Source organism: Pseudolysinimonas yzui (genome assembly GCF_014653215.1).
Lineage (GTDB): Bacteria > Actinomycetota > Actinomycetes > Actinomycetales > Microbacteriaceae > Pseudolysinimonas_A > Pseudolysinimonas_A yzui.
In genome coordinates, this window is sequence record NZ_BNAI01000001.1 from 58,554 (window position 1) to 73,352 (window position 14,799).

At 70.2% G+C, this 14,799-nt stretch carries 13 protein-coding genes; 6 read left to right on the forward strand and 7 right to left on the reverse strand.

All coding sequences use genetic code 11. The features are described 5' to 3' along the window. Nucleotide 1 precedes the first annotated feature (1 nt). Nucleotides 2-1,456 (reverse strand): glycoside hydrolase family 32 protein, encoded by a 1,455-nt coding sequence (locus IE173_RS00285; RefSeq protein WP_191281400.1) that lies wholly within the window; start codon nt 1,454-1,456, stop codon nt 2-4. Nucleotides 1,457-1,583: 127 nt separating this feature from the next. On the opposite strand from IE173_RS00285, the gene IE173_RS00290 reads away from it, so the two are divergent. Both IE173_RS00290 and IE173_RS00295 read left to right on the forward strand, forming a co-directional pair. Then, complete coding sequence (locus IE173_RS00290; RefSeq protein WP_191281401.1) at nt 1,584-2,543, forward strand: hypothetical protein; 960 nt, start codon at nt 1,584-1,586, stop codon at nt 2,541-2,543. A 14-nt stretch (nt 2,544-2,557) separates the two neighbouring features. Further along, on the forward strand, nt 2,558-3,544 hold the full coding sequence (locus IE173_RS00295; protein ID WP_191281402.1) for a PHP domain-containing protein: 987 nt from the start codon (nt 2,558-2,560) through the stop codon (nt 3,542-3,544). Here IE173_RS00295 and IE173_RS00300 read toward each other — a convergent pair. Beyond that, entirely contained in the window at nt 3,498-4,106 is a 609-nt protein-coding gene (locus IE173_RS00300; protein WP_191281403.1) for a TetR/AcrR family transcriptional regulator, read from the reverse strand. The two genes, IE173_RS00295 and IE173_RS00300, sit on opposite strands and share 47 nt — an antisense overlap. A gap of 129 nt (nt 4,107-4,235) precedes the next feature. Here IE173_RS00300 and IE173_RS00305 point away from each other — a divergent pair, with 129 nt between their 5' ends. Both IE173_RS00305 and IE173_RS00310 read left to right on the forward strand, forming a co-directional pair. Then, complete coding sequence (locus IE173_RS00305; RefSeq protein ID WP_191281404.1) at nt 4,236-6,644, forward strand: MMPL family transporter; 2,409 nt, start codon at nt 4,236-4,238, stop codon at nt 6,642-6,644. A 38-nt stretch (nt 6,645-6,682) separates the two neighbouring features. After that, nucleotides 6,683-7,261 (forward strand): GNAT family N-acetyltransferase, encoded by a 579-nt coding sequence (locus tag IE173_RS00310; RefSeq protein ID WP_191281405.1) that lies wholly within the window; start codon nt 6,683-6,685, stop codon nt 7,259-7,261. A 15-nt stretch (nt 7,262-7,276) separates the two neighbouring features. Here the strand turns inward: IE173_RS00310 and IE173_RS00315 are convergent, their stop codons facing one another. Together IE173_RS00315 and IE173_RS00320 are read right to left on the reverse strand one after the other, a co-directional pair. Then, nucleotides 7,277-8,275, reverse strand: coding sequence for a fatty acid desaturase family protein (locus IE173_RS00315; RefSeq protein WP_229841771.1), 999 nt, complete (start codon nt 8,273-8,275; stop codon nt 7,277-7,279). A gap of 158 nt (nt 8,276-8,433) precedes the next feature. Beyond that, nucleotides 8,434-9,072, reverse strand: a complete 639-nt coding sequence (locus IE173_RS00320; protein ID WP_191281406.1) for a TetR/AcrR family transcriptional regulator — start codon at nt 9,070-9,072, stop codon at nt 8,434-8,436. Nucleotides 9,073-9,150: 78 nt separating this feature from the next. Here IE173_RS00320 and IE173_RS00325 point away from each other — a divergent pair, with 78 nt between their 5' ends. Continuing rightward, nucleotides 9,151-10,041: an alpha/beta fold hydrolase gene (locus IE173_RS00325; protein ID WP_191281407.1), complete on the forward strand. Its 891-nt coding sequence runs from the start codon at nt 9,151-9,153 to the stop codon at nt 10,039-10,041. 33 nt (nt 10,042-10,074) lie between these two features. Then, nucleotides 10,075-10,971 (forward strand): DMT family transporter, encoded by an 897-nt coding sequence (locus IE173_RS00330; RefSeq protein ID WP_191281408.1) that lies wholly within the window; start codon nt 10,075-10,077, stop codon nt 10,969-10,971. A gap of 9 nt (nt 10,972-10,980) precedes the next feature. Here the strand turns inward: IE173_RS00330 and IE173_RS00335 are convergent, their stop codons facing one another. Genes IE173_RS00335 through IE173_RS00345 form a run of 3 tightly spaced genes read right to left on the reverse strand, consistent with a single transcriptional unit; the run spans nt 10,981 to nt 14,705 of the window. Next, nucleotides 10,981-11,346, reverse strand: a complete 366-nt coding sequence (locus IE173_RS00335; RefSeq protein ID WP_191281409.1) for a bleomycin resistance protein — start codon at nt 11,344-11,346, stop codon at nt 10,981-10,983. A gap of 27 nt (nt 11,347-11,373) precedes the next feature. After that, nucleotides 11,374-12,948: a GTPase gene (locus IE173_RS00340; protein ID WP_191281410.1), complete on the reverse strand. Its 1,575-nt coding sequence runs from the start codon at nt 12,946-12,948 to the stop codon at nt 11,374-11,376. Next, nucleotides 12,945-14,705 carry a dynamin family protein gene (locus IE173_RS00345; protein WP_191281411.1) on the reverse strand — a complete coding sequence of 587 codons (1,761 nt, stop codon included), beginning with the start codon at nt 14,703-14,705 and terminating at the stop codon, nt 12,945-12,947. The genes IE173_RS00340 and IE173_RS00345 overlap by 4 nt, the downstream gene beginning before the upstream one ends. Nucleotides 14,706-14,799 lie beyond the last annotated feature (94 nt).

The following is a 14,799-nucleotide window of genomic DNA, read 5'->3' on the forward strand; positions in this document are numbered from 1 at the left end:
TTCATTGTCGTGTTGCGATGGACACATCGGTGAAGGCCGCTCGGCCCTCCCCGACAAACAAGCCGACTCCCCCGGTCTGCCTGTCGTACATGCGGGCGCTCATCGCGACGGAACCGTCGAGATAGGCGACGCACGCGCTGTCGTCGACGAGCACCTGGAGCCGGTGGGCTCCGGGCGCGATCGCGACGGGACGTTCGAGTTCGACCTCGTGGCTGATGTCGCCCGAGATCTGCCATTGGCCGTCGCCGGTTCGGGGGCGAGGCCACCGGTCGAAGACCATCCGGCCGGCGCGAGGCTCGAGGCGGATGACGTACCCCTCTTCGCCGTCCGCGCTTGACCGCAGGATGACTCCGCATTCGGTCGTGTTCGCGCCGACGTCGATCGTCGCCTCGAACAGGAACTGGCGCGGCGCTTCCGGTGTCACCGCGACCGCGTAGGAGTCGGGGACCACGGCCCCGAGCGCTTCACCCGAGTCGACCCAGTCGCCGAGGATCGGATCGAACGGGGGCTGCCGACGGTCGGTGAACGTGGCGTGGAGTGCGGGCGGCATCGCGAACGCGAGCGTTCCGTCGCCACGCTGCACCGCGACGTGCGCGGAGAGGTGCCCGGCCCATTGCCAGGCGCCCGAGTCGGTCGAACCCTCGCGAGTCGGGATCCAGCCCGCGAAGTAGCGGCTGCCGTCGAGCTCCGCCGACTTGGCCGCGTAGAAGGCACGACCGTCGATCGTGTCGTGCTCGGGCACCGTCCACGGGCCGAGGGGCGACCGCGACATGCGGTAGCGGGTGACGAAGTGATCGGAGAACTCCGAGAAGACGAGGTACCACCAGTCCCCGATCTGGAAGACCTCAGGGCACTCGTGCGTGATGTAGCGACCGGGGGACCAGAAGGGTTCGACGACCTCCCAGCTCTCGAGGTCGTCCGACACCGCCTGCGCGATCACTCCGCTGCGTCGATAGGGTCGCCCGTCGTCGGTTCGTGCGGCGAGCAGCATCCGCCACGGTCCCTCCGGGTCGGGCCGGAAGACGAAGGGATCCCGCCAGTCGCCGGGCGCGTATCCGTCCGGCGCGCCGAAGGTGTGCTCGGGATGCTTGGTCCACGTCGCCATGCCGTCGGTGCTGGTCGCGTGCATGACCACCTGGGAGACGCCACCCGTTCGCGGGGACGGAAAGGCGGGGTTGTAGCCCGTGTAGAAGAGGTGAACCGTGCCCTCGTGCTCGACGACGCTGCCGGTGTAGGCGTTCAGGTCCTGATCGGAGGGGGTTCCGTGGGGAAGGGAGACTCCGTGGTCGTCGTAGTGAGCGAAGTCGCTGGTCGTGTAGAGGTTCCACGACATGCCCGGGCGTCGGTCGTCCCGGAGGTCATGCAGAAAGAACAGGTTGACCCGCCCGTCCCGGTGAAAGGGAATCAGGTCTCCTACCCAGCCTTCGGCGGGGCGCAGGAAGAGGGGGGTCGGCACGTCGTTGTCCTTTGCGGAAGTTGGTTAGGCGTTTAAGCAGCGCCATTGGAGGCCATACTGGCACTGCATAAGCGTTTAAGCAAGTGCGAGCGTAGTCACCGCTGTCGCCGGTCACTACGGTGTGCGCATGGGCCTCTTCGGACCGTCGTTCATGAAGGTGTGGCAGCAGGGAACGCCCGCCGAGGGCAAGATCGTCGGCATCCGCCGCTCCACGGTGAGCGAAGACGAGTCGACGTATGAGGTCGAGGACTACGCCGTCGACCTTGGCGGCGAGCTGCTCGGCATCCGGCAGAAGCTGTCGCCGCGGCAGGAGGTGCGGCTCGGGATGCCGGTGACGGTGCATCGGCAGGGCAAGGCCGCGGTCATCCGCTGGGGCGCCCCGGTCGAGAACCGCTGGAAGACCGTGAAGCCGCCGGCGTCGGGGATCGAAGACAAGGTCGACGGACCACCGCGGGGCGGCTGGGCGAGCGGCCAGGCCGAGATCCTCGACCTGGGGACGCGCGCCGGGATGCTCGGGCTCACGACGGTCACGCAGGCGAAGGTGCGGTTCAACGACGGCACCGAGGCGCTCATCGACAAGTACGCTCCGCCGTTCTACGCCAGCCACCTCGGCGGGAAGGGCACGACGCTGCCGGCCCTTCAGCATCCTCGGGACGCCCGCAAGATCCGCATCGACTGGCCCGCCGCGGCCGTCGCGAGTCCGGGCGTGGGGGTCGCACCGATCGCCGGAGGCATCGAATCCAGCACGGGGTCGGGGTCCGCGATGAGCGCGGGCGAGCCCAACACGCACCCCGGGTTCGGCAAGAAAGGACTGCTCGACCGGATGCAGGACAAGGTCGCGGCGACGACCGGCGGCATGATGGGGTTCGACATGAACGCCGGCCCGGCCGCCGAGGATCCGGTGTCGTGGGAGACCTTCATCGCCGCGACCGTCGCCATCCGCGACGACCCGACGACGCCCGCCGACGAGGTGGCGCAACGCCACGGCATCCCCGCGGGGGAGTGGGCGGCGGTCAACAAGCGCTGGATGGGCCGCATCATGACCGACTGGAAGCTCGGGGCCGCCTACGGCGAGGCACTGAGCTAGCCCACACTTGAGTCGTGGATCCCCTCGACGCGCTCACCGAGATCGCGTACCTGCTCGAGCGCGAGCGGGCCTCCCGCTACAAATCGAAAGCCTTCCGTACCGCCGGTGCGGCGATCGCGAGTATCGACCCTGGCATCCTGAACGACCCCGTGCGGCTGAAGGCAGTTCCGGGCATCGGGGACTCCACGTTCAAGGTCATCCAGCAGGCGCTCGCCGGCGAGGTGCCCGACTACCTCGCGCGGCTGCGCGCCGACAACGGACCCAAACCCAGCGAACTGCGGGCGAAGCTGCGCGGTGACCTGCACGCGCACTCCGAGTGGAGCGATGGCACGACGCCGATCGACCTCATGGTCGCGGCGGCGCTGCGGCTCGGGCACGAGTACCTCGCGCTCACCGACCACTCGCCTCGGCTGACGATCGCGCGCGGGCTCTCGGCGGAGCGCCTCGAGGAGCAGCTCGGCGTGGTCGAGACGTTTCGCGACGACGGCTTCACGCTGCTCACAGGCATCGAGGTCGACATCCACGAAGACGGCTCGCTGGACCAGACCGACGAGATGCTGGGGAAGCTGGATGTCGTCGTCGCGAGCGTGCACTCGAAGCTGAAGTCAGACCCGAAGGAGATGACGAAGCGCATGCTGGGGGCGATCCGCAACCCGCACACCGATGTGCTCGGCCACGTGACCGGTCGGCTCGTCGAGGGATCCCGGGGAACGCGGCCCGGCTCGACGTTCGACCCCGCGGCGGTGTTCGACGCGTGTGCCGAACACCGCGTGGCCGTCGAGATCAACTCGCGCCCCGAACGGCAGGATCCGCCGGACGAGTTGATCGCGATGGCTCTGGATGCGGGCTGCCTGTTCGCGATCGACTCCGACGCGCACGCGCCCGGGCAGCTCTCGCTGCTCGACTACGGCGCGGAGCGGGCGGAACGGATGGGCGTGCCGGCCGATCGGATCGTCACGACCTGGCCGCTGGCCGAGCTGCGGGAATGGACGAGCCGGTAGCGATCTCTCCGGGCGTCAGCCCGATCGGGCCGAGCAGCATCCGCCACATCCACGACACGGCGATCTCGACCGGCGGTCGCGGGTCGCGCGCGAGCCAGGTTTCGAGCACGCCCAGCACCGATCCCGACAGTCCTGCGGCGCGCACGTCGACCGGGATGTCGTCGAAGATGTCGGCGCGTTCCGCGACGGCGGCGGCCGCGATCGATTCGATGCGGGCGCGCAGCCGGGCGACGGCGACGGGCGACCCGCGGCTGCCGAACACTCGCGCATAGACGGCAGCGTTGTGTTCGACGTGGCGGAGGTAGCCGACCAGGATCTCGGGAGCCTCCGTGGTGAGCTCGCGGAACTCGGGAAGGTCCGCGCCGGCCTCTTCGACGGCCGCGTCGATCGCGTCCGCGAGCAGGGTGTCCTTGTCGGAGTAGTGCTGGTAGAAACTGCTGCGGTTCACGCCGGCCCGCTCGGCGATGTCGGCGATCGAGATGTCATCGAGGTCGCGTTCGCGAGCGAGCTCGAAGAGAGCCGTCTGCAGGCTGTGCCGCGTGCGCGCGATCCGGGGGTCCATGCACCGATTGTGTCAGGGAGATGCCGGAAACCTGCGAGTTTGCCGACACTCGTCGTTTTTCCGACAAGTGTCGGATAGCGTAGGGGTGCCCAATGGAGTGAGACTCGATTCCTCCTGAAAGGCTCTGTCTTGGCTCGACTTCTCGCCCGTCTCGGTCGCTTCTCCAGCCGTCGCCCCTGGCTCGTCATCATCGGGTGGGTGCTCGCGCTCGCGGCCGCCGGTGGCGCCTTCCTGCTCACCGGGGGTCAGCTCGCGAGCGGGTTCAGCATCCCGAACACCCCCACGCAGCAGGTCACCGACAAGCTGAGCGCCGAGCTGGATGGCGTGGGCGGCGCCGTGGGAACGGTCGTCTTCCAGACGGATGACGGCACCGCGTTCACCGCGGAGCAGCAGTCCGAGATCTCGGACGTCATCGCCTCGATCGGCGACCTCGACGGTGTCGCGACGGCTGTCGACCCGTTCGTCACGGCTCAGGAGCGGGCGGGCGCGGCGCAGCAACTGGCCGACGGGGCGGCCCAGCTCGAACAGGCGTTCGCGCAGCTCGAGCAGGCGGGCATGGAGCCGACCACCGAGCTGCTGGCGCAGCGACAGCAGGTCGATCTCGCGACGAGCCTGCTCGACAACGCGGCCGAGATCCGCACCGTCAGCACCGACGGCGCCACCGCCGTCGCCGCGGTCATCTTCGACGACACCGCCACCGACCTCGCTGCCGAGGTGAAGACCTCAGTTGCCACCGAACTGGACGACGCCGGAATCGACGGCGTCACGATCGAGTACTCGAGCGAGATCGCGAACTCGCTCGAGGGGCTGATCGGGGTCGGCGAAGTCGTCGGGCTTCTCGCCGCCGCGCTCGTGCTCGTCATCATGCTCGGGGCGCTCATCCCCGCGTCGCTGCCGCTCGTCTCGTCGATCTTGGGCGTCGGGGTCGGCGTCGCCGGCTCGCTCGCCTTCTCGGGCGTCGTCGAGATGGCCTCGGTCACTCCCGTGCTCGGGGTGATGCTCGGTCTCGCGGTCGGCATCGACTACACGCTCTTCATCGTCAACCGCCACCGGCGTCAGCTGCGGGACGGTGCCGACGTGCGCGAGTCGATCGCGCTCGCGAACGGAACCGCCGGTAACGCCGTCGTCTTCGCGGGAGCCACGGTCGTGATCGCGCTCCTCGCGCTCAACGTCACCGGCATCCCGTTCCTCGGCGTCATGGGAACCGTCGCGGCGGCGTGCGTGCTGATCGCCGTTCTCGTCGCCGTCACTTTCACCCCGGCGCTGCTGAGCCTCGTCGGCATGCGCGTGCTGAGCAAGCGTGCACGGGCGAAGATCGGACATCCCGATCACGTGGCCACCGCACCGAAGGCGATGCCCACGTGGCGGGCGATCGTCGCCGTCGTGACGGCGGTCGGCATCCTGCTCGTCGCCGCGATCCCCGCCCTCTCGCTACGCCTCGGCCTGCCCGACGGCTCGAGTGAGCCCGAGGACTCGACCCAGTACCGCGCCTACTCGATCGTCGCTGAAGAGTTCGGCGCCGGCACCAACGGAACCCTCGTGGTCGTCGCCGAGCCCGAGACGGCGGTGGACGCCGACGACCAGCTCGCGGTCATGGACCTGCAGGTGCAGATCGAAGACGTGCTCATGGCACACCAGGATGTCGTCGCCGTCTCGCCCGCGGGGGTCTCCGACGACGGCGAACTGCTCGCCTTCCGCGTGGTGCCGGTCGACGGCCCGTCGAGCGTGTCGACCGAGGAGCTGGTCGGCGCCCTGCGCGGCCTGTCGCCGATCGACTCCGCCGACAACGGGGCGATCACCCTCGGCGTCGCCGGTGCGGCGAGCGGCAACATCGACATCTCGGCCACGATCTCCGACGCGCTGCCCCTCTACCTGGCCATCGTGATCGGGCTGTCGCTCATCATCCTGGTCATCGTGTTCCGCTCGATCCTCGTGCCGCTGATCGCGACCGGCGGGTTCCTGCTGTCGCTGTTCGCCGCCCTCGGTGCGGTCACCGCGATCTACCAGTGGGGCTGGCTGGGCGAGATCTTCGGCGTGCACGACCCCGGCCCGGTGCTCAACTTCGCGCCGATCATCCTCACCGGTGTGCTGTTCGGGCTCGCGATGGACTACCAGTTGTTCATCGGCTCGGGCATGCGCGAAGCGTTCGTGCACGGTGCCCCGGCACGGGTCGCGGTCACGGCGGGAGTGCGCGGCGCGCGGGCCGTCGTCATCGCCGCGGCGATCATCATGATCTCGGTGTTCGGCGGGTTCGTGTTCAGCCACCTCGCGATGGTGCGTCCGCTCGGCTTCGGGATGGCGGTCGGCGTGCTGTTCGACGCGTTCGTCGTGCGACTGCTGCTGATGCCGGCGCTCATGCACCTGCTCGGCCGGTCGGCCTGGTGGCTGCCGAAGTGGCTCAACCGCATCCTGCCCGATGTGGATGTCGAGGGCGCCTCGCTCGAACGTCCCGCGCTGCGCCCCGGCGTGCACACCGTGCCCGCGAGCGGCCGCAGGGGTGGAACGTCGGCACCGGCGCACGCTCCCGCGCGACGCTGACGCTCGCCCGTGTCGGCTCATCGGAGTAGACACTCCGTATGGCCGAGCACGTCATCCGGGCGCTTTCTCTCGAAACCTGGGGCGCGTACGCGGCCCTCATCGAGAAGCACAACGGCGTGTGGGGCGGATGCTGGTGCACCTACTTCCACGAAGACACCGACGCCGTCCGCAAGAAGGAGCTCGGTGGCCCGGCGTTCAAGAGGCGGATGGTCGAACTCGGCATCGCGCACGCGGCGCTCGTGTTCGACGGTGACCAGGCGATCGGCTGGGCCGAGTACGGCGCCCCGGTCGAGCTGCCCAACATCTACCACCGCAAGGAACGCGATGCGTCGGGCATCGACCCCGCGAACTACCGCATCACGTGCTTCTTCGTCGACCGTGATCACCGGCGGGCCGGCGTCGCCTACGAGGCACTGCAGGGGGCGCTCGACCTCATCGCCGCCGCGGGCGGGGGAGTCGTCGAGAGCTACCCGAACACACTGGTCGAGGGCAAGAAGACCTCGTCGTCGTTCCTGCACAACGGCACCCGCGAGATGTTCGAGAGGGCCGGGTTCGAGTACATCCGCCCGCTCGGGTTGCGCAAGAACGTCGTGCGCAAGGTCATCCCGGCGGCCTGAGGGCGAGGGCCGGGTTTAGATGCGGCCGTACTGGTAGACGACAGGGCACTCGAAGATGCGCGGGGCGCTGCGGCCGACGGTGCGCATGTAGCGCAGCACGACCCGGTACGCCTCGCGCAGGCTCGTCTCGGTGTAGACGATGCCTTCGGCGGTGCAGGTGTCGCGCGTCATCCGCCGGGCGGCGAACAGGTGCGGCCGCGCCATGCTCGGGAAGAGGTGGTGCTCGATCTGGAAGTTGAGTCCGCCCATGAGCATCGTCATGCCCCAGCCACCTCGGATGTTGCGTGACGGGAGCACCTGCTTGCGCAGGAAGTCGGGCTTCGCATCGAGCGCGAACATCGTCATGCCGATGTGGTTCGGGGCGAACGCGAGGCCCATGTAGGCGCCGAAGACGGCGAGTTGCACGCCGAGGAACGCGAACGCCATGCCGAGCGGCAGCACGAGGAAGACGGCGCTGACGACGATCGCCATGCGGGCCATGAGCAGCACGATCTCCATCGTGCGGTTGTCGACCTTGCCGCGGCCGAAGGCGTGGCCGAACGACTTCACGTGGAGGTTGATGCCCTCGAAGGCGAGCAGCGGGAAGAACAGCTTCCCCTGGTGGCGGGTGATGAGGCGGCGCAGACCGCGGGCGGATGCCGCGTCGGCGTCGACGAACGAGACGGTGTCGATGTCGAGGTCGGGGTCTTTGCCGATGACGTTCGGGTTGCCGTGGTGGCGGGTGTGCTTGTTCATCCACCACGAGTAGCTGAGGCCCACCACTCCCGACGCGAGCGCCCGGCCCATGCGGTCGTTGGCTTTGCCCGACGTGAACACCTGCCGGTGGGATGCCTCGTGCCCGAGGAACGCGAACTGCGTGAAGATCACGCCGAGGGCGGCCGCGATGAGCAGCTGGAACCACGAGTCGCCGAGCAGGATGAACCCGGTGATCGCCCCGCCGAGGGCGAGCACGAGAGTCGTCAGCAGCGAGATGTAGAACACCTGACTGCGGCGCAGGAGGCGGGCGTCCTTCACGCGCTTCAGAAGCGGCGCGAAGCCGCTCGGTTCAGCGGTGCGCGGGGTGGTGGTGCGAAAGGAGCCAGCAGCGGGGGCGAGAGTCAAAATCGGCCTCGGGTACGTCGGGTACGACTTCCCAGCCGGCGAGTGAGCGGAACGCTCCAGATACCGTCAATCTACCGCTCGTTCCTGTGTGCCAGCCCCGTTCGGCGCGCCCTCTCGAGCAACGCGTCGACGGCTGAGCGGGCGCGCGCGTACGGCGCTGCCGAGTCGAACATGAGCGACTGGTCGTTGGCGGCATCCAGCATCGCGCTGATCTCGAACGCCAGCTGCGTCGCGTCGGTACTCTCGGCCAGGTCGCCCGCGGCAATGGCCCGGGTGATCGCCTCGGCGAGGAAGGTGCGCCAGCGCAGCAGGTTCGCAGCGACGGCATCCCGCACCGGCCCGGGCCGCGATCGGTATTCGGCGGTGGCCGCGGCGAAGAAGCAACCGCCGGGGAACACCCGGCTCTCGCTGTAGTCGAGCCACGCCTCGATGAGGGCGCGCAGCCGGGGGAGTCCGGCGGGAGCGGTCAGGGCGGGGGCGATGACCGTGTGCTGGAAGATCTCGGCGGCTGCCGCGACCGTGGCGAGCTGCAGCTCCTCCTTCGAGCCGAAGAGGCCGGCGATGCCGCCTTTGCTCATCGAGACCGCCGACGCGAGGCCGCCGATCGACAGCCCGTCGAGCCCGTTGACGGTCGCGAGGTCGACGGCGACCGCCATCACGGCCTGACGCGAGACGTCTCCGCGCGCTCGGCGGCCATCGGTGACGGTCATGACATCCATCTTCCACCTTGCGAACGATCGTTCGTTCTGATTATATACGAACGATCGTACGGATAGATGGAGAGACCCATGGCTTTCGCCCCCCGCGCCGCCCGGACCACCCTCAAGGCGCTCAGTGTCGTCGCCCCGCCGCTCGCCGCCGAGCTCGGGTTCCGGCTCTGGCGCCACCTCGGCACGCCGGAGAGCGTGCGTGCACACGACGCCGACGTACACGCTCGTGCCGAGCGCGGCATCCTCGACCTTGCGGGCACGCCCGTCACGACCTACACCTGGGGCGACGGGCCCGAGGTCGTGCTGCTCGTGCACGGCTGGCGCAGCCGGGCGTCGCGGTTCTCGGCCGTCGTGCGCGAACTCGAATCGCCCGGCCGCACGATCGTCGCCTTCGACGCGCCGGGCAACGGCGACTCCGCCGGCAACCGCGTGACGGTGCTCGAATACGCGCAGGTCATCGCGCGGCTGAGTGCCCGGTACGGCGGGTTCGACACGATCGTCGCCCACTCGTTCGGCGTGCTCGCGACCTTCCTCGCGGTGCGCGAAGGAGCGCTCGCCGGCCGCATCGTCAGCATCTCGGGGGTGCACGACGTCGACGAGATCATGGACGAATTCACCCGGCTGGCCGGGCTCACCGGGCGCGCCCGCACCGGGCTGCGCTCCCGCATCGAGCGGCGCACCTTCCCGCAGGTGCCCGACATCTGGCGTCGCTTCGTCGCAGAGCTCGACCCCGCCGACACTCGCACTCCTGTGCTGGTGGTGCACGACAGCCGCGACCCGGTCGTCGACCCGCGGCAGTCGGAGCTGATCGCCGAGGCGCACAACGGACCGACGCGCGTGATCAGCACCGACGGGCTCGGGCACGTGCGCATCCTCAGCGACGCAGCTGTGCTCGGTGAGATCGCGCGGTTCGCCGACGCCCCATCGGCCGACGGCCGTCGCGAGCCACTCGTCGTCGATCGGCTCTGAACGGCTGACGGCCCTCGACCGTAGAGTCCGAGGATGGCCGCCTCCCGCTTCGGACTCCTGTGGGGGTTCATCGGCGTGGCGGCGTTCTCGCTCACCCTGCCGCTGACGCGCATCGCGGTCGGCGGGTTGTCGCCGCTGTTCATCGGATGCGGGCGGGCGGTGATCGCCGCGCTGCTCGCCGCCGTCGTGCTGGGCGTCACCCGGCAGCGTCGCCCGCGCGGGTCGCAGTGGTGGCGGCTCGCGCTCGCCGGAGCGGGGGTGATCGTCGGATTCCCGCTGCTCACCTCGTATGCGCTCACCACGGCATCCGCGAGCCATGGCGCCGTCGTGATCGCCCTGCTGCCGGCGGCGACGGCGGTGTTCGCGGTGCTGCGCGGGCACGAGCGGCCGCCGCTGCCGTTCTGGGTCTTCGCGGTGCTCGGCGCGGTCGCGGCGCTGGCGTTCGCATCGCTGCAGAGCGACGGCCTCGGGGCGCCGCAGTGGACCGACCTGCTGTTCTTCGGCGCCGTCATCTCCGCCGCGTTCGGCTACTCGGAGGGTGCCCTGCTCTCCCGCGAACTCGGGTCGTGGCAGACGATCTCGTGGGCGCTCGTCATCTTGGCCCCGGCGATGGTGGTGCTCACGGTGATCGCGTGGGCGGTGCAACCGCCGGATGCCACCCCGATCGAGTGGGCGTCGTTCGCCTATCTCGCGGTCATCAGCATGTTCCTGGGGTTCTTCGCCTGGTACCGCGGCCTCGCGATCGGCCCGGTCGCCCGGGTCAGCCAGGTGCAGCTCGTGCAACCGGTGCTGACGCTCGTCTGGGCCGCGCTGCTGCTCGGGGAGGAACTCACGCTGCCCCTGCTGCTCGGCGGGCTCGTCGTCATCCTCTGCGCCGCCCTCGCCGTGCGGGTGCGGCTGCGTCCCGAAAGAGGGCTGGCTCGCGCCTAAGGCAGGCTGTCAGGCAGCGTTCTCGATGAGGTGCAGCTGCGTCCCCTCGGGATCGACCAGAAAGCCTGCCCGCTGCCCCCACGGCTGCATCAGCACGGGACGAAGCCGCGGAATGCCGACCGCCTTCTCCGCCACGCCCGCGTCGCGAATCTGTTGGTACAGGCCATCGAGATCGTCGACGCGGACGCTGCACATGAACGAACTCTCGTCGGGCACGAGATCGGGAAAGAGGAAGAACTCCAACTGAAGGCTTCCGCGGCTCAGAATCAGCCAGCTGTCGTCCCGATAGGACGGTGCGAAGCCGAATCCGCCGTAGAACGCGACCGTGGTGTCGAAGTCGCGCGACGGCAGATTCGGCACGGCGAGATCGGTCATGAAGCGAACCTACCCTCGCCGGCAGGCCTAGTTTCCAGCGACTTTGAGGGCTGCCGCGAAGTCTCTCGCGCGGGTCAGACCCGCCTCGAGTGGGGCGACGACCTTGGCGGCGACGACCTGCTCGATCTCGGCCATCAGCCGTTTCCTCGCGCGGCGGCGGCGGGATGCCGCGGTGACAGCGCCGAGCGCCGCGCCGAGAAGACCGAGCAGCATACCGGCGAGCACCGCCGCGACGATGAGCAGGGTCGGCACCGCCCATCCTTCGACGACCGGGATCTCGGGTGCGGGCATCCCGATGCGCGGCAGCAGTGCGGCGGCGAGCAGCCAGCCGGCGCCGACGAGGCCGGCCACCACGACGAGCCACTGCAGGATCGCGAAGATCACCCACCACCACGACCCGCCGGCGGGCAGTCGGGTGCGGGCGATCGCGAGGTCGAGGGCGTCCGGCAGTGTCGCGAGGGCGGTTTCGGCGTCGGCGCGCAGGGCGCTGCGCCAGGTCTCGGTGAGTCCGTCGGCGGCGGTGTCGGTGAACTCGCGCACCGCGATCGACACCCGCGCCTTCGCGGCGGCGTTCGGTGGCGGCAGGCTCGTGCGGTGCACGGCGGGGTCCTTGCCGGCACGGGCGGGGCCGAGCCCGAGGCGGGTGAGCGGGTCGGCGCGCAGCCGCGCGATCCACGAGACGACCGGCCAGCCCGTGGCCTGCGCGGAACGCTTGCGGTACGACCCGGCGACGGCGCGCGCGACGACATCCGCTCCCGCGGCGACGCCGACCTCTTCGACGAGGTGGGCTTTCGCGCGGGGGTCGAGGCGCCGCGCCTGCCCGGGCGATTCGAGCCGGTCGGCAAGGGCGGCGACGTCGGCGGCGAGCCGGGCATCCCGGGCGCTGCGGGCGGCGGCGAGGTCGCCGATCGCCTTCCGCAGCGCGAGCATGCCGTGCCCGGTGCGGGCGCTCACGGGCAGCACCGTCGCCTTCGGGATGCCGTCGCGGTCGACGATCTGCTTCAGCGATGCGACGACCTTCGGCACGTCGGCGGGGGCGAGCAGGTCGGTCTGGTTGAGCACGATGAGAGTGACGTCGGAATGCCGGGCATGCGGGGTGATGAACTGCGCGTGCACCACGTCGTCGGCGTACTTCTGCGGGTCGACGACCCACACCAGGGCGTCGACCTGAGCCGCGAGCCGCTCGGCGATTGCCCGGTTACCCGCCTCGATCGAGTCGAAGTCGGGAAGGTCGAGCAGCACCAGCTGCCGCGCCCGCGGGTCGATCGGCTCGTCGCGCACCACGCGCTCCCGCACCTCGAGCCAGTCGAGCAGGTCGACCGCACCCTCCGGATCCCAGGTCACCGCGAGCGCCGCCGACGTGGTGGGCCGTCGCACATGCGTGCGGGCGACCTCGGCGCCGACGAGCGCGTTGACGAGACTCGACTTGCCCGACCCGGTGGCTCCGAACAGCCCGACGACGGTCGACCCGGGCGAGAGCTCGCGACGCCGGCCCGCCCGCTCCAGCAGCGCATCCGCCTCGGCCGCCAGCGGGGCCGGGATGCGCTCACCCCCGGCGGCGCGCAGCGTGCGCAGAGCGGCCAGGCGGTCGTCGAGGGTCACGAGGGCGATCCCGCGGCGGCCCGCACGTCGTCGAGCAGCGCCCGCGACTCCCGCCGCAACGCGTCCGGCGCGGAACCGAAGCGCAGCGTCTCGAGCGCGGTGGTCATGCGGGCTCGCTCGGTGTCGAACAGCTTCTGCAGGCGCTCCTGAAGGTCGCGGCGAGCCTCCGCGGCGAGGCGGCGCACGGCATCCTCACCGAACACCGTCTCGAGCAGCTTCTGGCCGAGCACGGCCGACCCGCCCGCGATGAGCAGTTCGCCGCCGGTGAGCCCGCCGGTCGAGGCGAAGACGACGATCATCAGGGCGACGGTCATGACGTTGAGGCCGGCGGAGAGCACGCGGGCCTTGATGCGCTTGTTGCCGGCGTTGTCGCGCACGAGTTGCAGCAGCGCGCCCTGCCACTCCCGGATCATCGCCGCCGCGTCGTCGGTGAAGTTCGTGCTCTCGCCGGCGAGTTCGGGATGCCGTTCGGCGACCGCGCGCCCGGCGACGGTGCGTTGCAGCCCCGCCCAGGTCGCCGCTGCGGCGCGCCCGCCTTCGTCGACGATGACGGCGTGCAGCCCGCTCTCGATCTGCGTCTCGACGTCGACCACGGGACTCGGCTTGCCCATGACCCACGCCGTGACGCTGTCGCGGGTGCGCGAGAACCACGACTCGACCTTGCGGAAGAAGTCGGTGGTACCCACGAAGTCTTGCCACCGCGCGAGCACCTCGCCGCGCAGCAGTGCGCCGTCGCGGGTGGCCTCGTCGACGGCGTCCACGGCCTTCTGGTACTCGGTGGCCGCCATCGCCTCGACGCCGACGATCCAGTCGAGCTGCGCCTGCCGGGCCTCGGCGATGTCTGATACCCGCCGGTCGAGATCCTCGATCGCCCCGCCGAGCGTGCGCGCGGCGATGCGGGTGCGCTCGGCCCGGTCGCCCGCGATGTCGGTGAGCCACTTCTTCGTCGCGGCGACGGCTTCGGCGGGCAACATGCCGAGGTCGTCGAGCGGCTGCTCCTCGATCACGAAGACGGGCGCGTCGGCGAGGTGACGTTTCGCGAGCATCGCGGTGAGATCGGGCAGCACGTCATCGACCGCGCCCGGCGGCACCCGGTTGAGGATGACCGCGACGGTGATCGATCGAGCGGCGGCACCGTCGAGCAGCTTCCACGGCACCGCGTCGGCGTAGCGGTTGGCGGTCGTGACGAACACCCACAGGTCGGCGGCGGCGAGCAGCTGGGCGGCGAGCGCGCGGTTGTCTTCGGCCACCGAGTCGATGTCGGGCGCGTCGATGATCGCGAGCGACGTCGGCACCGCGTCGTGGGCGAGCAGCATGAGTTCGTGGATGCGCGACGCCGCCGGTGAGTCGCCCGCGGCGGATGCCGGGGTGCCGGGGCTGCTGAGCGTGCCGCGCACCCGCGCGAGCCCGGGAAGGATGCGGTCGGACGTGAACCACCCGGCATCCGCCGGTGCGTGCACGAGGATCGGCTGCCGCGTCGTCGGGCGGATCACCCCGACCCGGGTCAGGGGAGTGCCCACGAGGGCGTTCACGATCGTCGACTTACCCGACCCCGTCGATCCGCCGACGACCGCGAGCAGCGGAGCGTCGAGGTCGGCGAGGCGCGGCCGGATGTAGTCGTCGATCTGCCGCACGGCAGCTGCAGCCGCTTCGCGGTGTTCGGCCGCCCCGTCGAGGGGGATGTCGAGGCCCGGGTCGGCGAGAGACGCGCGGAGCCGTTCCAGTGACACGATCGCGGGCGCTCGGGTGTCGGTCACTGTGACAGCTTGCCGGTCGGGTGGGGTGATTGCGATCCCTTGCCAACCGCGCCTCTGTGGAGAACGCCCGCCGACGACGGCGCGGGGTTCGCAC

What these genes read in the sequence shown, in the direction of transcription:
- IE173_RS00335 (WP_191281409.1), bottom strand. Translation starts at nt 11,346, where the DNA reads ATGACCGATCTCGCCGTGCCGAATCTGCCGTCGCGCGACTTCGACACC.
- IE173_RS00300 (WP_191281403.1), bottom strand. Translation starts at nt 4,106, where the DNA reads ATGGACCCCCGGATCGCGCGCACGCGGCACAGCCTGCAGACGGCTCTC.
- IE173_RS00330 (WP_191281408.1), top strand. Translation starts at nt 10,075, where the DNA reads ATGGCCGCCTCCCGCTTCGGACTCCTGTGGGGGTTCATCGGCGTGGCG.
- IE173_RS00290 (WP_191281401.1), top strand. Translation starts at nt 1,584, where the DNA reads ATGGGCCTCTTCGGACCGTCGTTCATGAAGGTGTGGCAGCAGGGAACG.
- IE173_RS00320 (WP_191281406.1), bottom strand. Translation starts at nt 9,072, where the DNA reads ATGACCGTCACCGATGGCCGCCGAGCGCGCGGAGACGTCTCGCGTCAG.
- IE173_RS00310 (WP_191281405.1), top strand. Translation starts at nt 6,683, where the DNA reads ATGGCCGAGCACGTCATCCGGGCGCTTTCTCTCGAAACCTGGGGCGCG.
- IE173_RS00325 (WP_191281407.1), top strand. Translation starts at nt 9,151, where the DNA reads ATGGCTTTCGCCCCCCGCGCCGCCCGGACCACCCTCAAGGCGCTCAGT.